Below are 18,972 nucleotides of genomic sequence, written 5' to 3'. Positions count from 1 at the left end.
TGTTCCGCACCGTTAAGTACTGTCCAGCGTGGCCAGCGAAGGGCTTTTCCTCACTGGCCGTTGTGCGGGAATGGATGTTGTCGTTCGAGCACGCCTACAATGAACAACACCTTCACAGTGGCATTAACTTCGTCACGCCTGCCGACCGGCATCGTGGCACGGATACTAAGCGCTTGGCCGAGCGAAAAGGGGTTTATGAACGCGCAAAGCGCCTGAATCCCAAGCGCTGGTCTGGCGACGTTCGACGCTGGGAGGCCATCGGACAAGTATCGCTCAATCCTGGCAAGCCGCAGGAAAAAGAACGGAATCAGAAAGCTGCTTAATGGAAGCGATTTGGACAACTGGGTTGAAAACTACCGACACCGTGACAGACGTCAACGTCGATGCCTTCCCAGTTGCCCTGATCATCGGGCGTGGAAAAGCCCGGCAGGCCGGTACTGACGCCGCAGACGACCTGGCCGCGCTCTTTCACAGCATCCATCGTCTCGCCGGCCTGGGCAGAGCCCGTCGCCAGCATGGCGGCCATTAGGGCGGTCGCGGAACACAGCAGGGTTTTGTTGTTGTGCAACATGGTTATTCCCTTGGATTGGGTGAATTGTTGTTGTCATGCTCGTGGCACGTCGCCCGACAGTAGCAAAGCCAATTCGTGAGCGGTTAGATAGCACCGACAACCTTTCTTCAACGCAAGCGGCAGTGAGAACGCCTGACAAGACGACCAAGAAAGATAAAAGAAATTTAAAAACAATAAATTAAAATCACCCAACAAAAGTCGTAGAACGTTGACTGACGCGAGGTGTTACCCAGATGTCAGTCACGCCGAGCTCAATGAGGCGGCTGGAAAACGCGACAGGAGGAACGGTCATGTGAGGAGACCGAAGCGAGGCGCCAAGACGTAAATAAAGAGGAGCGGAAGTAAAGGCGGGCCAGTGAAAGAGAAAAGCACCAGAGAGCAGTAAAAAGGACAAGAGGGCAGGAAGCCGTAACAGGCGCCTTCACAGGCACCGACACCGGCGCTGGGCCGGTGTCGGGTGTGACTCACTCCGCAAAGGCGCGGCGCATAAAGGGCGGCAGTGCCAGGGCACCGCGATGGGCCTCAGCGGTGTAGTAGTCCAAGGCCATATCGCTTGTCGCCGCGTCGGCCTCGCGAAACGCATTCACGTCGGCGCCCTTGCCGGCCAGGGTCACGCTCCACCAGCCCGACGGATAGACCGGCTGCGGGAACGGCAGCGTGGCGACACTCTCGAAGCCGGCGGCATGCATATCGCGACGCAGCTCGCGGATGATGCTGCCACTGTGATAGAGCGGCGACTCGCTCTGCTGCACCATCACCCCACCCTCGCGCAGCAGACGATGGCAGCGCTTCAGGAAATCGACCTTGAATAGCCCCTCGGCGGGGCCCACCGGATCGGTGGAATCGATGATCACCACATCGACGCTCTCGTCGTCGGCCTCATCCACCCACTTGACCCCGTCGGCAAACAGCAGTTCGGCGCGTGGGTCGTCATTGGATTCGGTCAGCGCCGGGAAGAAGCGCTCGGCGGCCCTGGTCACTTCCTCGTCGATATCGATCAGGGTGACATGCTCGACCCCCGGGTGTTTAAGCACCTCTCGCAGGGTGCCGCAATCGCCGCCGCCGATGATCACTACCCGTTTGGGGGCCGAGTGAGCGAACAGCGCCGGATGGGCGATCATCTCGTGATAGAGGAAGTTGTCGCGATCACTGAGCATCACGCAGCCGTCGAGCACCATCAGGTTGCCATAGGTCTCGGTGGCATAGACCTCGAGGTGCTGATAGGCGCTGGTAACGTCCCACAGCTTCTCGCGGACCTTCAACGAGAAGGCGCTGCCGTGGCTATCGAAGACTTCGGTGAACCAGCTGGTGTCGAGTGATTCGGTCATCATGGACTCTCAGAACAGGAAAAGGGGACTAGCTTTACGTGATGTTGCCTGGGCGACGGTTCCTCAAGCGCCGTCGCGCAGCAGGCACCGGCGCAGCAGGGCCAGCACGGCCAGGCCAAGCAGCGCGCCGAGGGTGTTGGCCAGGATGTCGAAGGGATCGCCACCCATGCGCCCGGGCACCGGCAACTGCGCGAACTCGACGGCGACCCCGTAGGCCACCACGCCGATGAAGGCCGGCCGCGCGCTGATACCGGCAAGCCCCACCAGGCCCGCCAGCCCACCATAGCCAATGAAGTGGTTGGCCTTGTCCCAGGGCAGGCTGTCAGGCATCTCGGTGCCCGGGGTCAGGCTACCGATGGCGATCACCAGCGCCGCCAAAACGGCGAGCCCCGCCCAGGCGCGCCGCCGTTCGTGCAGGCGAAGGAGAAAGCCCATGGGCTCAGTCCGCCGCGTGATAGGCCGGGCTCAGCTCGTGCAACGCGTCCATGAAGGCGCTGACGTGGCCAGGATCGGTGAACTGGCTGATGCCGTGGCCGAGGTTGAAGATATGTCCTGGGCCGCTGCCGTAGCTGTCGAGCACTCGCGCCACCTCGGCGCGGATCGCGCTGGGCTTGGCGAACAGCACATTGGGATCCAGGTTGCCCTGCAGAGCGACCCGATGACCGACTCGGCGACGGGCATCGGAAAGCTCGGTGCTCCAGTCCAGGCCCAGCGCATCGGCGCCGCTGGCGGCGATATGCTCGAGCCACTGGCCACCGTTCTTGGTGAACAGGATCACCGGCACCCGGCGACCCTCGTGGCTACGGATCAGACCAGCGACGATCTGCTCCATGTAGCGCAGCGAAAATTCGAGGTAGGCCGGCGTCGACAGGCTGCCGCCCCAGGTATCGAAGATCTGCACCACCTGGGCACCGGCACGGATCTGGGCATTCAGATAGTCGGTGACCGACCGGGCCAGCACGTCGAGCAGCTGGTGCATGGTATCCGGCGTGTCATAGAGCATGGTCTTCACATGGCGGAAGTCCTTGCTCGAGGCGCCCTCGACCATATAGGTGGCAAGCGTCCAGGGGCTGCCCGAGAAACCGATCAGCGGCACCCGGCCGTTGAGCTCGCGACGGATCGCGCTCACCGCGTTCATCACATAGTCGAGATCGCGCTCGACGTCCGGCGCCTTGAGGGCAGCTACCTCGGCCGGGGTACGCACCGGCTTTCGGAACTTGGGGCCCTCGCCGGTCTCGAAGTAGAGCCCCAGGCCCATGGCATCGGGAATGGTCAAGATGTCGGAGAACAGGATGGCGGCATCCAGCGGGAAACGCTCCAGCGGCTGCAGCGTCACCTCACAGGCCCGGTCGGTATCCCGGCACAGGTCCATGAAGCTGCCGGCCTGACCTCGCAGCTCGCGATATTCCGGCAGGTAGCGACCGGCCTGGCGCATCATCCAGACCGGGGTGCGATCCACGGGCTCACGCGCCAGGGCGCGCAGGATACGATCGTTCTCGAGTTGCATGCGACGTCATCCACACAGAAATTTGCCGACATTGTACCGGATGCCAGGCCCCGAGGGACTAGCCCTGCGACTCGATGCCTCGATTCTCAGCCGCCTCGATCCGCAAGGATATCGTTTAATGGCGCGGCGATGCCGCCACCAGGTCATGAGCGTGCACGAGCCGTGAGCGTGCGCGGCGATGCTGGTAGACTTGGGGCATCGCGTGCCAAGCGCCGCCCCGTTTCATCGAGGTTTTTCGTGACGATCCGATTCATCGCCGCCTCCCGGCTGCCCACCCCCTGGGCCACTTTCACCATGCACGGCTTCGAGGACGAGGCCACCGGCAAGGATCATATCGCCCTGACGCTCGGCGACATCACCGATGGCGCCCCAGTGCTCGGGCGCGTGCACTCCGAGTGCCTGACCGGTGATGCGCTGTTCTCGATGCGCTGCGACTGCGGCTACCAGCTGCAGGAAGCGCTCAAGCGGATCGCCGCCGAAGGCCGCGGCGTGCTGCTCTACCTGCGCCAGGAAGGCCGTGGCATCGGCCTGCTCAACAAGATCCGGGCCTATCACCTTCAGGACGAAGGCGCCGATACCGTCGAGGCCAACGAGCGCCTAGGCTTTGGCGCCGACATGCGCCGCTATGGTCTGTGCGTGCCGATGCTCGATCACCTAGGCGTGTCCTCGCTTAGGCTGATGACCAACAACCCGCGCAAGGTCGAGGCCTTGACCCGCGACGGCGTCGAGGTGAGTGAACGTTTGCCCATCACCACCGGTCTTAATCCTCATAACGAGCAGTACCTGTCCACCAAGGCCGGCAAGCTGGGACACATGATGGCACTGGGCGATTTCACCCAGGCAGATGACGTGGACATAGAGCGCAAGTCCTGATCTACGCTCACGAACGACAGTCCTGAGCGACGTGGCGCGGCCCCGCCGCCCCGATTCAGCGACCTGCGCAGGCTCGACCGTTGGCTGAGAAAGCACGGAGAGAGAAAGCATGGTCGCGAACTCATCACCTACCCATGATCCGGCCTCGCCGGCAGATGCCGCTGACGGCTATACCCTACTTGAGGAACTCCTGCATAGCGTGAGCCACGGTATCGGTGCCGTGCTCAGCATTGCGGGCATGACCGCGCTGATCGTGGCGGCAAGCCTTGCTCACGACGTCGACCCCTGGAAGCTGGTCGGCTTGAGCCTCTACGGCATTACCCTGGTCGGCCTCTACACCGCCTCGACCCTCTACCATAGCAGCCGCCACCCACGCCTCAAGCGGGCGCTGCAGATCGCCGACCACTGCGCCATCTATGCGCTGATCGCCGGCACCTACACGCCCTTCATGCTAGTGAACCTGCGCGACGGCCCCGGCTGGCTGATGCTTGCCGTGGTCTGGACCCTGGCGCTTGGCGGCATCGCCCTGAAGATTCTCTGGCCCCATCGGTTCACGGCCCTAAGGCTGATCATGTACCTGGCCATGGGCTGGCTAGCCGCCCTGGCGGCCGGCGATCTCGTCGCAACGCTCACGCCGACCAGTCTTGTACTGTTGATCAGTGGCGGAGTGATCTACACCCTCGGCGTGATCGTCTTCGTGCTCGAGACCATTCCCTACAATCACGCCATCTGGCATGGCTTCGTGCTGGCCGGCAGCGGCTGCCACTACGCCGCCATCTATACTGGCGTCCTGCCCTTTACCGGCTTCTAGCCCGCACCTGCCGGCACCTAGGCAGTGGCTTCGCGGGCCTTCTTGATGCGCTCGTAGGCGTTACTGATCTCGCTGGTACGTTCCTTGGCCATCTCGCGCATGCTCTCAGGCAGCCCCTTGCCGGCCAGCTTGTCAGGATGGTTCTGGCTCATCAGGCGGCGATAGGCCTTCTTGATGTCGGCGTCGCTGGCATCTTCCTCGACGCCCAGTACCCGGTAGGCATCCTCGAGAGAGGGCCCCTGGGTGCCGCTTTCGGCTCCTCCCCCGCCGCGCAGCATGGCCTCGATCTGAGCGATCTCGGCCTCCGAGCACCCAAGGCCTCGGGCCACGCGCAGCAGCATGTCATGCTCGGCGGGATGCAGCTGGCCGTCGGCGGCAATGGCCGCTAGCTGTACCTGCAGAAACACCTGCAGCATGGCTCGCTGGCTGCCGACGACGCCGCGCACCTTGGCGAGTTCCGCTTCGAGATCGAAATCTTCGCTCTTGCCACGGGTGAAGTCTTCACGCGCCTTGGCGCGCTGGGCCTCGGTCAGCCGCAGCCGGTCCCACAGCTGCCGCGACGCCTCGAGTTCGTCTTCGGTGACCTGGCCATCGGCCTTGCACATGCAGCCCATCACCGCAAAGGTCGATTCGAGAAACTGCGCCTGCGCACCTGCCAGCTTGCCGATCAGGCTCTTCTTGAGTCGCTGGATCAGCCAGTAGCCAAGACCGCCACCAATGAGCAAACCGATCGGGCCACCGATCAGATAGCCCAGCAGCGCACCAATCAATATCGCTATAAACATGATTCTCTCGTCCTAAAGCCGGTGCCTCGCGCCGACGTGGGTGAATACAGCAAGGTTTTCAAGGGGCCGGCTCGCCGAGGCGTGCCGTGCGGCCATTCTATCAGGGCCTGGGGCGCGGCCACGAGGGACACGCCATCAGCATGACGGCGTCACGCAGCCGGACAGCCATCCGGCCACGACCAACCATGCACGTAGCCGCCTTTAGGCGGGGATAACCACGCTTTTTTTCGTGCCAAAAAAAGACCCCACCGAAGTGGGGTCAGGCAAGGGATCAAGAAGGATGCTTGAACGAGACGGGTAGGGCTTAACGCGTCGCTGCCTGGGCATGGCTCAACGCATCGGCCTGGGCCTCAGCCGAAAAGTGAGTGTGGCGCTCTTGCTGGGCGATCAGCGAATGGCTCGCCTTGGCAAGACCGGCACTGGCATCGTTGACGCGGAAATCGGCGACCGGCTGGCGGGTATCGCTGACCGACACCTGTTCGGGGGCGGCCTGATTGACCTCAAGGGCCCGCTGGGTCGCGATGCTTGCCTGAGCGGCCATCGGCAGAACGGCGACGACGAGTGCGGCGAGAGTGAGTTGGCGTTTCATATAGCGAATCTCCTTTGAGCTGTGTTGCTATGACAATGATAATATTAGCACGCTAATTAACATGCTAACAGTTTATTCCGATACTTTTGATACCTCTTCGCTATCGCCGTTCGCCGCAAGGGCATGTCCCAACAGGACCAACCGCAGTGTTCCGATAAGCAAAAAAAAGACCCCACCGAAGTGGGGCCAGGCAAGGGATAAAAAAGTCACTCTTAAGCGAGGGTTGTCGGCCTTAGCGAAGAACGCCAGCCTTAACGGGTTGCCGCCTGAGCGTGGCTCAGTGCCTCGGCCTGCGCCTGACGTGAAAAGTCGGTATGACGCGCTTGCTGGGCGAGCAGTGACTGGCGAGCCTCGGCTAATCCAGCGCTTGCTTCATTGACGCGGAAGTCGTCGACCGACTGCTTAGAAGCGCTGAACTGCACCTGTTCAGGAGCCGCCTGGTTGACGTCGAGAGCACGCTCGGTAGCAACGCTGGCCTGAGCAGCCATCGGCAGAACGGCAGCGGCGACGAGGGCGGCGAGAGTAAGTTGGCGTTTCATATAGCGAATCTCCTTTGCGCTGTGTTGCGATGGGGAGAATACTATTAGCAAGTTAATTAGCTTACTAACAGTTTATCACAATATGCTCGATGCCCTCTGCCTATCGGTGCTGGCGCCGGCACCGATAGGCAGAGGGCCTGGAACGAAAACGCCGCCCAAGAGGGCGGCGTGACTAAGACCAAGGCTATCGAGCGCGTTACGGCAAGCGCCTAATCACAGCGCGCCAGGATGGAAGCCTCGATGCCGGACACATCGAGGCCACAATCTCTGAGCAGCTCGGCGGGCGTGCCGTGCTCGACGAAGGCATCGGGCAGGCCCAGATTGAGCACCGCCACCGACTCGCCGGCCCCGGCAAGCAGCTCGTTGACGGCGCTGCCGGCGCCGCCGGCCACCACGTTTTCCTCGAGAGTCACCAGTAGGTCATGGTAGCGCGCCGCGGCCAGCACTGCCTCGCGGTCCAGCGGCTTCACCGAGCGCATGTTGAAGTGAGTGGCGTCGAGGCGCTCGGCGACCTCGGCAGCGGCACCGTTAAGGCTGCCGAAGGCCAGAATGGCGATGCCATGGCCCTGACGGCGCATCTCCGCCTTGCCGATCTCCAGCGGCTCGAGGTGCGCGGGAATCTCCCCCCCCGGGCCCGTGCCACGAGGATAACGCACCGCCGCCGGACCCGGGTGATGGTAGGCCGCCGACAGCATGGCACGGCATTCGGCCTCGTTGGCCGGGGCCAGAATCACCATCCCGGGCACGCAGCGCAGGAAGGACAGGTCCATCGCCCCGTGGTGAGTGGGGCCGTCCTCGCCGACCAGACCGGCCCGGTCGATGGCGAAGGTCACGTCCAGCTCCTGCACGGCGACGTCATGGATCAACTGATCGTAGCCGCGCTGCAGGAAGGTCGAGTAGATCGCCACCACCGGCTTGCTGCCCTCGCAGGCCATGCCGGCCGCCAGCGTCACCGCATGCTGCTCGGCGATCGCCACATCGAAATAGCGATCGGGGTATTCCTTGGAGAAGCGCACCAGGTCCGAGCCCTCGCGCATCGCAGGCGTGATGCCGATCAGCCGATCGTCGGCGGCGGCCATGTCACACAGCCAGTCGCCGAAGACGTTGCAATACTTCTTCGGCTTCGGGCGCGGCGGCGTGTCCGTGGCGCCCGGCTGCATCACCGGCGCCGGCGATGCAGCCGGCGTCGCGCTGGGCTTCTCGAGCTTGGTGATGGCGTGATAGCCGATCGGATCGGCCTCAGCGGGCTCGAAGCCGCGACCCTTGCGCGTCTTGACGTGCAGAAACTGCGGACCGTCAAGATCGCGCATGCTGCGAAGGGTCTGGATCAGCAGCGGCAGGTCGTGGCCATCGATGGGACCGATGTAGTTGAAGCCCATTTCCTCGAACAGCGTCGCCGGGCTGACCATGCCCTTCATGTGCTCTTCGGTGCGGCGCGCCAGTTCCAGCGCGCCGGGCAGGTGCGAGAGCATGCGCTTGGAGTTCTCGCGCATCATCGTATAGGGCTTGCTGGTGAGGATCTTGGCCAGGTAGCTGGCCATGCCGCCGACGTTCTCGGAGATCGACATCTCGTTGTCGTTGAGCACCACCAGCAGGTTGGCGTCGACATGCCCGGCGTGGGCCAGGGCCTCGAAGGCCATGCCGGCGGTCAGGGCGCCATCGCCGATCACCGCGCAGACACGACGCCGCTGGCCCTGGGCGCGAGCGGCCAGGGCCATGCCCAGGGCCGAGGAGATCGAGGTGCTGGAATGACCGACCCCGAAGGTGTCGAACTCCGACTCGGTGCGCCGCGGAAAAGCGGCCAGACCGCCGTGCTTACGGATGCCGAGCATCGCCTCGCGCCGGCCGGTGAGAATCTTGTGCGGATAGGCCTGGTGACCGACGTCCCAGACCAACCGGTCATGGGGGGTGTCCAGCGCCTGATGCAGCGCCACGGTGAGCTCCACCACGCCGAGCCCGGCGCCAAAGTGACCGCCGCTGACGCCAACGCTATACAGCAGGTAGGCGCGCAGTTCATCGGCCAACTGGGCGAGCTGAGTCGCGCTCATCGCATGCAGCGCGGCGGGCGTATCCAGGGTGTCGAGCAACGGCGTGGCCGGACGCTCGGCGGGAATCTCGTCGAACAGCTTCATGTGGGCATCTATCGTGTCAGTGGTCGCGCTCGATCATGTGGCGAGCCAAGGCAGCCAGCGTAGCGGCATCGTCGCCCAGTGGCGCCAGCGCCGCCAGGGCCTCGTCGAGCAGGTCATCGGCCATGGCGCGAGCGCCATCGAGGCCGAGCAGGGCCGGATAGGTCGGCTTGTCACGGGCGGCATCGGCCCCCGAGGTCTTGCCCAGCGTCACGGTATCACCGGTGACGTCGAGAATGTCGTCCTGAATCTGAAAGGCCAGGCCGACCGCCGCCGCATAGGCGTCCAGCGCCACCAGGCGCGGGTCGTCTGCGTCGACGGCCGTGAGGCCACCCAGGCGAACGGCGGCGCGAATCAGCGCGCCGGTCTTGTGGCGATGCATGCGTGCCAGCGCCTCGAGATCGGCCGGCTGGCCCACCGCGGCGAGATCCAGCGCCTGACCGGCAGCCATGCCGCTGCGCCCTGAAGCCTCCGCCAGCGTCGCCACCAAGGCGGCCAGCCGCGGATGTGCCTGGTGCGCCAGTACCTCGAAGGCCAGGGTCTGCAGGGCATCGCCGGCGAGTATCGCGCTGGCCTCGTCGAAGGCCCGATGGACCGTCGGCTGGCCACGGCGCAGATCATCATTGTCCATCGCCGGCAGATCGTCGTGCACCAGCGAGTAGGCGTGAATCAGCTCCACCGCCGCGGCGGGCGGATCGAGCGCCTCGTCAGTGGCGCCCAGAGCGCGGCCGGCGGCATACACCAGTACCGGCCGCAGACGCTTGCCGCCGCCCAGCACACCATGGCGCATGGCGGCGTCGAGGCGCTCGGCCACGCCCGGCGTCGCGAACAGCGCCTCGAGCCAGGCATCGATGCGCGCTTGATCCACGCTCAACGTAGGCTTCAGCGACACCGACCCGGCGACGGCCGGCGCTTTTTTCTGGGTGCTTTCCTGGGCACTGTCCTGAGCACTCACCGCACGTCCTCCGCACCGCCCGGGAAGGGCGCTTCATCGAGATCGCCATCGCCGCCCTCGACCAGGCTGCGCACCTTGAGTTCGGCGGCATCGAGGCGACGCTGCGCCTCACGGGTCAGCCCAACGCCCTGCTCGAAGGCGGTAAGCGAGGCCTCAAGGCTCAGTTCACCGGACTCAAGACGAGTCACCAAGGCTTCGAGCCGCTCTAGGGTCGAGGCAAAATCCTGAGGGGGCGCACCGGCATCCGGCATGCTGTCCTGATCGGCCATGGGCATCTCGCTGTCGTGGGCAGGCCGCCGGGCCCGCGCGCGTCAAAAAATCTGGTCGATCAGTATACACGCAACCCCGGGGGGTGCGTCTGCCCCGGGCCGACTTGCACCGCGTTCGTGCTTGCTGTCCATGCAGCTCGTTCATGAACAGCAAGCAGCATTTTCATCCCGGTCGCCGACGGCAGGGGCCGCGTCTGTGCTAGGATATGCGCCCTGTTGACCCTGCTTCTCGCTTCTCGCTACCTATTAAGGGTGACTGAGGCGATAAGGGCGACTGGGGGCGACGCCTTGCCTGGGCGTGCGCCACGGGATAAAGCCTCGACAGGCCAACAGACGACATATCACGAAGAGGCGCCGCGCCCGTGGTTGGCCGGGTCTCGCAGAACTAGGCGACTCACGCCAACGATAGGGTTGATTCGACAATGGCCAAAACGTCCCTGGACAAGAGCAAGATCAAGATCCTGCTGCTCGAGGGCGTCCACCAGAGCGCGGTGGACAACTTCCTGAATGCCGGTTACACCAACATCGAGCATCTCTCCACCTCGCTCGATGAAGCGTCGCTGATCGAGAAGATTCGCGATGTTCACTTCATCGGCCTGCGTTCCCGCACCCAGCTAACCGAGCGTGTCTTCGCCGCCGCCGAGAAACTCGTCGCGGTGGGCTGCTTCTGCATCGGCACCAACCAGGTCGACCTGACCGCGGCGCTCAAGCGCGGCATCCCGGTGTTCAATGCCCCCTACTCCAACACCCGTTCGGTGGCAGAGCTGGTGCTGGCCGAGGCCATCATGCTGCTGCGCGGCATTCCGGAGAAGAACGCCCAGGCCCACAAGGGCGGCTGGCTGAAGAGCGCCAAGAACTCCCACGAGGCCCGCGGCAAGACCCTGGGCATCGTCGGCTACGGCAGCATCGGCGCTCAGCTGTCGGTGCTCTCCGAGTCGCTGGGCTTCGACGTCATCTACTATGACGTGGTGACCAAGCTGGCCATGGGCAACGCCCGCCAGGTGGGCAGCCTCGAGGAGCTGCTGGCCCGCGCCGACATCGTCAGCCTGCACGTGCCCGACCTGCCCTCGACCCGCTGGATGATGGGCGCCGAACAGATCGCCTTGATGAAGCAGGGTGGCATCCTGATCAACGCCTCGCGCGGCAGCGTGGTGGAGATCGAGCCGCTGGCCGAGTCCCTCAAGGAAGGGCGCCTGCTCGGGGCGGCAGTCGATGTCTTCCCGGTCGAGCCCAAGGGCAACAGCGAGGAATTCGTCAGCCCGCTGCGCGGCCTGGAGAACGTGATCCTGACCCCGCACATCGGCGGTTCGACCCTGGAAGCCCAGGAAAACATCGGCGTCGAGGTCGCGGAAAAACTGATCACCTACTCCGACAACGGTACCACCATCACCTCGGTCAACTTCCCCGAAGTGGCCCTGCCGGCGCACCCGGACAAGCATCGCCTGCTGCACATCCACGAGAACGTGCCCGGCGTGCTGTCCGAGATCAACCGCGTACTCTCGGAGAACGGCATCAACATCTCCGGCCAGTACCTGCAGACCAATGAAGAGGTCGGCTACGTGGTGATCGATGTCGACAAGGCTTACGGCCCCCAGGCACTCGAGGCCCTCAAGAAGGTCGAGCACACCCTGCGCATCCGCGTGCTTTACTCCGAGACCAACTACACGGCGTAAATGCACGGCGTAATAGTGCAAGGCGAGTCCCTCGCCCGCACTGACGACCCCGGCTTGGAAAGGCCGGGGTCGTTGCGTTTGCGCACCACCTCACCCCCCAACCCGCCACCGGCCTGATCGAGATCAAAACCTGCGGGGTGCGAACGCCCCGCCGGGCGGGTAAAATACGTGCCACTTTCAACCCCGGTCCGTCCTTTGCGAGGACGACAACCAGGAGAGCTCCATGGCATCACCCCACTCAGCGGGGGGCATCGTCGTTGCCGCCCTGTACAAGTTCGTTACGCTGGATGATTTCGAAGCCCTGCGCGAGCCGCTGCGTCAGGCCATGCTCGATCATGACGTCAAGGGCACCTTGCTGCTGGCCCGCGAAGGTATCAACGGCACCGTCTCCGGCACCCGCGAGGGCATCGACGGGCTGCTTGGCTGGCTTGGCCGTGATCCGCGTCTTGCCGACGTGGATCACAAGGAATCTTACTGCGACGAACATCCGTTCTACCGCACCAAGGTCAAGCTGAAGCGCGAGATCGTCACCATGGGCGTGCCGGACGTCGACCCCAACGCCAAGGTCGGTACCTACGTCGATCCCGAGGAGTGGAACGCGGTGATCGCCGACCCGGAGGTGCTGGTCATCGACACCCGCAATGACTATGAAGTGGCGATCGGCTCCTTCGAAGGGGCCGTCGACCCGCAGACCAAGTCGTTCCGCGAGTTTCCGGATTACGTCAAGGAGCATTACGACCCGGCCAGGCACAAGAAGGTGGCCATGTTCTGCACCGGCGGCATCCGCTGCGAGAAGGCCTCGAGCTTCATGCTCCACGAGGGCTTCGAGGAAGTCTTCCACCTCAAGGGCGGCATCCTCAACTATCTGGAGAAAGTGCCCGAGGATGAGTCGATGTGGCGCGGCGACTGCTTCGTCTTCGATAACCGGGTGACGGTGCGTCACGACCTGAGCGAGGGCGTGTTCGATCAGTGCCATGCCTGTCGCATGCCGATCTCCGCCGAGGACCAGCGCTCTGAACGCTTTGAGCCCGGCGTGAGCTGCCCACACTGCTTCGACTCGCTGCCCGAGAAGACTCGCGCTGGCGCCCGCGAGCGCCAGCGCCAGATTCAGCTGGCCAAGCAGCGCGGCGAGCCGCATCCGCTGGGCCGCGACCCGCGTCAGATGAAGGAAGGCGCGAACAAGCAAACCAGCGAAGACGCACACTAAGCTCGCCAGTCGCCCCGTACAACACAACGCCGCCCCCAAGGCGGCGTTTTTGCGAGCCTTCCGCCCCCTCCACGCCCCCTTCGCGATCGGCCATCGACAGACACGGCTTGCGGCCGGGTCGCCTGATGATATACAAAGAATGTATACAAAATATCTAGAGGTGTGGACCGTCGAACCAGTGATCTGTCGACGCCACCGCATCCGCCCGCGACTCCGTCGCGAGCCATCCCACGCCCGCTCCAGCATCCAACCATCATCAACAACAATGCATGCGGAGAACCAAGGATGACCCTTCACAGCGACTCGCTCGCCGATGCGCCCTCGCGCGCTCGCAGCACCCATGACGTCAATGCCCTGCCACCGCTGACCCGAGCGATCCCGCTGGGGCTGCAGCACGTGCTTGCCATGTTCGTCGCCAACGTCACCGTGCCGATCATCATCGCCGGCGCCGCCGATCTGCCCGCCGAGCAGACCGCCTTCATGATCCAGGCGGCGATGTTCGTCGCCGGTGCCGCGACGCTCTTGCAGTCGCTGGGCCTGGGACCGATCGGCGCGCGACTGCCGATCGTGATGGGCACCAGCTTCGGCTTCGTGCCGGTGCTGATTCCCATCGCCGTGGGCATGGGGCTGCCCGCGGCGCTGGGCGCCGGACTCTGCGGCGGCATCGCCATGGCGCTGGTCGGCAGCTGTCTGCGCTGGGTACGCTTCCTGTTCCCGCCGGTGGTGACCGGCACCTTCGTGGTGATGCTCGGTACCCTGCTGATTCCGGTCGGCTTTGCCTACGTGGGTGGCGGCTTCGGCGCTGAAGACTTCGGCGCCCCGCATCACTTGCTGCTGGCGGCCCTGGTGCTGCTGGTGACCCTGGGGCTGCATCAGTTCGGCCGCGGCATCTGGTCAGAGGCGGCGCCGCTGATCGGCCTGCTGGCGGGTTACTTGGCCGCCGCGGCCTTCGGGCTGGTGGATGTCTCCGAGGTGGGCGAGGCGAGCTGGCTGTCGCTGCCGGCGCCACTCGCCATCGGCGTCGAGTTCCATCTAGCGGCGATCCTGCCGGTGGTGCTGCTGGCGGTGGTGACCTGCGCCGAGTCGATTGCCGATATCGTCGGCACCACCTCAGGCGGCATGGACCGCCAGCCGACCCGCCGCGAGCTCTCCGGTGGCGTGATGGCCGACGGCCTGTCCAGCGTATTCGCGGCGGTGTTCAACGCCTTTCCGCAGATCAGCTTCAGTCAGAACGTCGGCATGGTGGCGCTGACCGGCGTGGTCAGCCGCTACGTGGTGGCGATCGGCGGGGCCTTCCTGGTGATCGCCGGGCTGGTGCCCAAGCTTGGCGCGCTGATCTCGAGCATTCCCGACGCCGTGCTCGGCGGCGCCGTGCTGATCATGTTCGGCATGATCGCCAGCGCCGGCATCAAGATGCTGTCCCACATCGCCTTCGACAAGCGCAACATGGTGATCATCGGCGTCTCGCTGTCGGCGGCCATTGGCCTGCCGGCCCAAGAGGGACTCTATGCGGGCCTGAGTGACAACCTGCAGGCGATCATCGAATCCGGGCTGATTCCCGGCGCGCTGTGCGCCATCGTCATGAACCTGGTGCTGCCCAATCGCGAGGCCGGCCCCGACGAACACGAGCCGTCCTGACGCCAAGCCCCGGCACGCCGACCTAGAAACAGGTCGGCATCTCTTCGATAACGGTAAGCGCCGCGTCGACCCGGCAAACGCGGCGCCACTTGTCGAAGGTCAGGCAGGGGTGGGAGGCACCGAAGGCGATAATGTCGCCGATACGCACCTCGTCCCCGCCATTCCCAACGGCTGCGGCGGGCAGCCGCACGAAGGCATGCTGATCCATCAGCTTGACGACCTCCCAGCCGGCCACCGACAGCGTCTGCTCGGCACGGCCACCCTCCCGATAGCGACGCAGGGGCTCCGGCAGCTGGTCGGCGCCGATATCGCGCTTGCCCATGGCTACCACGGCGAGCCCCGGCTCCGGCAGCGACTGCACCTGAGCGAAGACCTCAAGCGCCGGCCAAAGGCCCTGCTTGATCGTCGGCTGGCGCTTGAGCATGCCGCGCTGCGCCTCGCGGTAGATGCCGTGGTCATGCACCACATAGCAGCCGGGGCGCAGCACCGGCACGAAGCGCGCACCGAGTGAGGCCTCGTGAAAGACCTCGGCGATCAGGTCGTACCAGGCCGAGCCTGAGGCGGTGATCAGCGCCGTCTCGGCCTTGATCAGGTCAGCATGCTCAAGCGCCCGGGCGGCCTCGACCATGTGCCAGGCGTAGGCACGGATCGCCGCCGCCGGCTCGCCGTCGTCAGCCTTCACCACCCCTTCATAGCCCTCGAGCCCGGCCAGCACCAGCGCCGACTCATCGTGGATTCGCGCGGCCAGCGTCAGCACCTGCTCCCGGTCACGACAGCCACAGCGCCCGCCCGCCACGCCCAGCTCGATCAGCACATTGAGACGCAGGCCACGCGCCGCGAAGTAGCGCCCCAGGTGCGCGACATTGGCGGCGCTGTCGACCACGCAGTAGACCTCGGCGCCTTGCTCGATCAGATCAGCGATGATCGCCATGTTGGGTTCGCCAATCAACTGATTGGCCATCACAAGCCGCGTGACGCCCGCAGCGAAGGCGGCACGACACTGGGGGGCGGTGGCAAGCGTGATGCCCCAGGCGCCAGCCTCGAGCTGACGCTTGAAGAGCGCCGGGGTCATGGTGGTCTTGCCGTGGGGAGCGAGCCGCGCTCCATGGGCATCGGCGAAGGCCTGCATCCAGGCAAGGTTATGGGCAAGCGCCGGCTCGAAGACCGCTGCGGCAGGCAGGCTGACGCCGCCCAGCAGGCTCGGGCCGGTCTCGATGGTGCCCTTGTCGGTGCGCATGGAGACTCCTCGGGCTTATGAACAGGGCCAGTAAAAAAGGCATTTGAGGAAACGCCATCATGCCCCAGGAGCGCCGATGACGGCCAGAGAAGGGCCAGACGGCAGCCCTCAGCCCAAGCCCATCATAACCTTCACCTTCAGGACAGACTCACCCGCACCTGCAGATCCTGCTCGTCGCAGTTATTGCCGGGGCCGCCCCGGTCGACGACCAGAAACTCCCCCTCGTGCTCGAGCACCGACTGCACCGCATGCCAGGTGCCGGCGTGGTAGTTCACGCCCTGGCGACCATCGGTGACAAAGGCGCACACCTGACCGGAGTCGATGACGTCACCGGGGGGCGCCACCACGATCAGGAAGCGCTCCTCGTGCAGCGGCATGAAGGCCTGGCTGCCCAGCGGATGGCGCTCCAGATGAGCGATTTCCAGCGGCAGGCTGACCGGCTGGCTGACGAACAGGCTGATCAGCGGTCGGGCTCCCTCCCCCAGGAGCTCGACACTTGCCAGATCATGATGGCGCTGGGTACGCCCGGCGTTGATGGGAAAAGACGCCGACCCGCGGCTATCGATGACGTCGCCGAAGGTCGCGAAGGCCTCATGGGTCAGAGGACGGGCGATCAGCTCGAGCATGGCAATCTCCTCAGCCGGCATTAACGTGTCAGGCCACGATAGGCCGCGGAGGCGTTCAGCGCCATATGGCGATTGACGTCCTTGTAGAGCAGATAGCGGAAGGGGCCGGGGCCGCCCGCATAGCACGCCTGTGGGCAGAAAGCGCGCAGCCACATGTAGTCACCGGCCTCGACCTCGACCCAGTTCTGGTTGAGATGGTAAACGGCCTTGCCCTCGAGCACGTAGAGGCCGTGCTCCATCACATGGGTCTCGTCGAAGGGAATCACGCCGCCGGGCTGGAAGGTGACGATATTGACGTGCATGTCATGGCGCATGTCGCTCGGATCGACGAAGCGCGTAGTCGCCCAGTTGCCGTCGGTATCCGGCATCGGGGTCGGCTCGATGTCCTGTTCGTTGGTGACGAAGGCGGCCGGCGGTTCGATGCCTTCAACGGCTTCATAAGCCTTGCGAATCCAGTGAAAGCGCACCTCGCTCGTGGCGTCATTGCGCACCTGCCAGTCGCTCGCCGGCGGAATGAAGGCATAGCCCCCCGGCATCAGGCGATGGGTCTCGCCGGCAAGCGTCAGCGTCAGCTCGCCTTCCACCACGAACAGCACGCCCTCGGCGCCGGAGTCGAGCTCGGGCCGGTCGCTGCCGCCGCCCGGGGCGATTTCCATGATGTACTGGGAAAAGGTTTCCGAGAAACCGGTCATCGGCCGCGACAGCACCCAAAGTCGGGTCTTTTCCCAGAAGGGCAGATAGCTGGCGACGATATCGCGCAACACACCCTTGGGAATGATCGCATAGGCCTCGGTAAACACCGCCCGATCCGACAACAGTTGGGTTTGCGGGGGCAGTCCGCCCTTGGGGGCGTAGTAGTTGCGTTGGGTCATGGGTATACCTTGATGGCGGCAGTCGTCGATCCCGACGACCGCTGATGTGATGTGGTGCAATGTTTCGCCGCGTCGCTCAGGCCGGATGCTCGGCCTGCCAGTGACGTGCGATATCCACACGCCGGGTTATCCACACCCGGTCATGGGCCTCGAGATGATCGAGGAAACGCTGCAGCGCGCGAAACCGCCCGGGACGGCCGATCAGCCGGCAATGCAGGCCAATCGAGAGCATCTTCGGCGTCTCCGCACCTTCGGCGTAGAGCACGTCGAAGGCGTCGCGCAAGTACTGGAAGAACGGCTCACCGTGGTCGAAACCGGTCGGCGAGGCGAAGCGCATATCGTTGGTGTCCAGCGTGTAGGGCACGATCAGGTGGCGATGCGCATGCCCCTGGCTGTCCTGGGCGTCGGTCCAGAACGGCAGGTCATCGCCGTAGTAGTCGCTGTCATAGAGAAAACCGCCCTGATCGAGCAGCAGGCGCCGCGTATTGGGGCTGTCGCGGCCGGTGTACCAGCCCAGGGGCAGCTCACCGTAGAGCGACTCGAAGATCGAAAGCGCGCGCTCTAGGTGATCGCGCTCGACCGCTTCGGGCACGTTCTGATAGTGAATCCAGCGATAGCCATGACAGGCCACCTCATGGCCAAGCTCCTTGAACGCCTGCGCCACGTCAGGGTGGCGCTGCAGCGCCATGGCGACGCCGAACACGGTCAGCGGCAGGCCGCGGCGCTCGAACTCGCGAAGCACCCGCCACACGCCGGCCCGAGAGCCGTATTCGTAGATCGACTCCATGCTCAGATGGCGATCAGGGTAGGCCTCGGCGCCGGCGATTTCGGAGAGAAACTGTTCGGAGTGGCTGTCGCCGTGCAGCACACAGCTCTCGGCACCCTCTTCGTAATTGAGCACGAACTGCACGGCGATTCGGGCCCGCCCGGGCCAGTTGGCCTGGGGCGGCGTGCGGCCGTAGCCGATCAGATCGCGGGGATAGCCGTCATGCGCGGGTGAATTCATCGCAGAGTTCCTGTTGTTCTAATGCCAGTGTCCGTTGTCAGTGCGCTGGTGTCAGCTAGCGGCCAGAGGCGCAGCAGCGACACGAAGACCCATGGATACAATAACAAAATGAATTGTATCCATTCATTCTGCAAGCCTGCCCCAAAATGCGATGCGGAGAACAGGCTGGCCCGCTCTCGCTTACCGCATCACGCTCTGTACTCGAAAAAACCAATCCAACCACCACCTCGATATAGAGGCCAACACACTGCCATAGCAGAAAAAAGTCTTAACTTCTCGACGCCGACAGGGCACCTGCGACAGCCGTTGGCTAGGCCCTCCTGCTTGCATCCCGGAAAAATTTCGCCTAGGTTTTTG

19 protein-coding genes and 1 pseudogene are annotated in these 18,972 nt (G+C 64.3%); 6 read left to right on the top strand and 14 right to left on the bottom strand.

The genetic code is table 11. From position 1 onward, the window contains the following. Positions 1-323 (top strand): annotated as a pseudogene (locus BCL93_RS17155) (IS3 family transposase); the annotation flags it as partial. On the opposite strand, the gene BCL93_RS17365 reads toward BCL93_RS17155, so the two are convergent. The 4 genes from BCL93_RS17365 to hemE form a co-directional block, all read right to left on the bottom strand. Further along, the gene (locus tag BCL93_RS17365) at positions 320-571 is read right to left on the bottom strand and encodes a hypothetical protein (RefSeq protein WP_220086283.1); all 252 of its coding nucleotides are present in this window, start codon (positions 569-571) and stop codon (positions 320-322) included. The pseudogene BCL93_RS17155 and the gene BCL93_RS17365 sit on opposite strands and share 4 nt — an antisense overlap. A 464-nt stretch (positions 572-1,035) precedes the next feature. Continuing rightward, positions 1,036-1,899, bottom strand: a complete 864-nt coding sequence (gene speE, locus BCL93_RS13250) for a polyamine aminopropyltransferase (RefSeq protein WP_112055749.1) — start codon at positions 1,897-1,899, stop codon at positions 1,036-1,038. A 63-nt stretch (positions 1,900-1,962) separates the two neighbouring features. After that, a complete protein-coding gene (locus tag BCL93_RS13245; protein WP_112055728.1) occupies positions 1,963-2,334 on the bottom strand; it encodes a VanZ family protein in 372 nt (123 codons plus the stop codon). Between the two features lie 4 nt (positions 2,335-2,338). Beyond that, the gene (gene hemE / locus BCL93_RS13240) at positions 2,339-3,406 is read right to left on the bottom strand and encodes a uroporphyrinogen decarboxylase (RefSeq protein WP_112055727.1); all 1,068 of its coding nucleotides are present in this window, start codon (positions 3,404-3,406) and stop codon (positions 2,339-2,341) included. A gap of 237 nt (positions 3,407-3,643) precedes the next feature. On the opposite strand from hemE, the gene ribA reads away from it, so the two are divergent. Both ribA and trhA read left to right on the top strand, forming a co-directional pair. Next, a complete protein-coding gene (gene ribA, locus BCL93_RS13235; protein WP_112055726.1) occupies positions 3,644-4,279 on the top strand; it encodes a GTP cyclohydrolase II in 636 nt (211 codons plus the stop codon). A 109-nt stretch (positions 4,280-4,388) separates the two neighbouring features. Next, positions 4,389-5,090: a PAQR family membrane homeostasis protein TrhA gene (trhA, locus tag BCL93_RS13230; RefSeq protein WP_112055725.1), complete on the top strand. Its 702-nt coding sequence runs from the start codon at positions 4,389-4,391 to the stop codon at positions 5,088-5,090. Between the two features lie 17 nt (positions 5,091-5,107). Here trhA and djlA read toward each other — a convergent pair whose 3' ends face one another. From djlA to BCL93_RS13200, 6 genes are all read right to left on the bottom strand, one after another. Further along, the gene (djlA, locus tag BCL93_RS13225) at positions 5,108-5,875 is read right to left on the bottom strand and encodes a co-chaperone DjlA (RefSeq protein ID WP_112055724.1); all 768 of its coding nucleotides are present in this window, start codon (positions 5,873-5,875) and stop codon (positions 5,108-5,110) included. Between the two features lie 304 nt (positions 5,876-6,179). After that, positions 6,180-6,464: a hypothetical protein gene (locus tag BCL93_RS13220; RefSeq protein WP_112055723.1), complete on the bottom strand. Its 285-nt coding sequence runs from the start codon at positions 6,462-6,464 to the stop codon at positions 6,180-6,182. A 251-nt stretch (positions 6,465-6,715) separates the two neighbouring features. Continuing rightward, positions 6,716-7,003, bottom strand: coding sequence for a hypothetical protein (locus tag BCL93_RS13215; protein ID WP_112055722.1), 288 nt, complete (start codon positions 7,001-7,003; stop codon positions 6,716-6,718). Between the two features lie 209 nt (positions 7,004-7,212). After that, complete coding sequence (gene dxs, locus BCL93_RS13210; RefSeq protein WP_112055721.1) at positions 7,213-9,135, bottom strand: 1-deoxy-D-xylulose-5-phosphate synthase; 1,923 nt, start codon at positions 9,133-9,135, stop codon at positions 7,213-7,215. A 16-nt stretch (positions 9,136-9,151) separates the two neighbouring features. Next, entirely contained in the window at positions 9,152-10,006 is an 855-nt protein-coding gene (gene ispA, locus BCL93_RS13205) for a (2E,6E)-farnesyl diphosphate synthase (protein ID WP_369700309.1), read from the bottom strand. 77 nt (positions 10,007-10,083) lie between these two features. Then, positions 10,084-10,338, bottom strand: coding sequence for an exodeoxyribonuclease VII small subunit (locus BCL93_RS13200; RefSeq protein WP_112055747.1), 255 nt, complete (start codon positions 10,336-10,338; stop codon positions 10,084-10,086). A gap of 440 nt (positions 10,339-10,778) precedes the next feature. Here BCL93_RS13200 and serA point away from each other — a divergent pair, with 440 nt between their 5' ends. The 3 genes from serA to BCL93_RS13185 all read left to right on the top strand — a co-directional run bounded on the left by serA (position 10,779) and on the right by BCL93_RS13185 (position 14,874). Further along, positions 10,779-12,029 carry a phosphoglycerate dehydrogenase gene (serA, locus tag BCL93_RS13195; protein WP_112055720.1) on the top strand — a complete coding sequence of 417 codons (1,251 nt, stop codon included), beginning with the start codon at positions 10,779-10,781 and terminating at the stop codon, positions 12,027-12,029. Positions 12,030-12,252: 223 nt separating this feature from the next. Beyond that, entirely contained in the window at positions 12,253-13,236 is a 984-nt protein-coding gene (locus tag BCL93_RS13190; protein WP_112055719.1) for a rhodanese-related sulfurtransferase, read from the top strand. A 285-nt stretch (positions 13,237-13,521) separates the two neighbouring features. After that, the gene (locus tag BCL93_RS13185) at positions 13,522-14,874 is read left to right on the top strand and encodes a uracil-xanthine permease family protein (RefSeq protein ID WP_112055718.1); all 1,353 of its coding nucleotides are present in this window, start codon (positions 13,522-13,524) and stop codon (positions 14,872-14,874) included. A 22-nt stretch (positions 14,875-14,896) separates the two neighbouring features. On the opposite strand, the gene BCL93_RS13180 is transcribed toward BCL93_RS13185, so the two are convergent. The 4 genes from BCL93_RS13180 to puuE form a co-directional block, all read right to left on the bottom strand. Then, positions 14,897-16,111: an amino acid deaminase gene (locus BCL93_RS13180; protein WP_112055717.1), complete on the bottom strand. Its 1,215-nt coding sequence runs from the start codon at positions 16,109-16,111 to the stop codon at positions 14,897-14,899. Between the two features lie 137 nt (positions 16,112-16,248). Beyond that, positions 16,249-16,737: an ureidoglycolate lyase gene (locus BCL93_RS13175; protein WP_112055716.1), complete on the bottom strand. Its 489-nt coding sequence runs from the start codon at positions 16,735-16,737 to the stop codon at positions 16,249-16,251. A 20-nt stretch (positions 16,738-16,757) separates the two neighbouring features. Further along, positions 16,758-17,609 carry a bifunctional allantoicase/(S)-ureidoglycine aminohydrolase gene (locus tag BCL93_RS13170; RefSeq protein ID WP_112055715.1) on the bottom strand — a complete coding sequence of 284 codons (852 nt, stop codon included), beginning with the start codon at positions 17,607-17,609 and terminating at the stop codon, positions 16,758-16,760. 76 nt (positions 17,610-17,685) lie between these two features. Continuing rightward, entirely contained in the window at positions 17,686-18,615 is a 930-nt protein-coding gene (gene puuE / locus BCL93_RS13165; RefSeq protein WP_112055714.1) for an allantoinase PuuE, read from the bottom strand. Between the last annotated feature and the right edge of the window lie 357 nt (positions 18,616-18,972).

Source organism: Onishia taeanensis (assembly GCF_003268885.1).
Classification (GTDB): Bacteria; Pseudomonadota; Gammaproteobacteria; order Pseudomonadales; family Halomonadaceae; genus Onishia; species Onishia taeanensis_A.
Note: the sequence above shows the minus strand (reverse complement) of the source record. Positions and strands in the feature narration are given on the sequence as shown.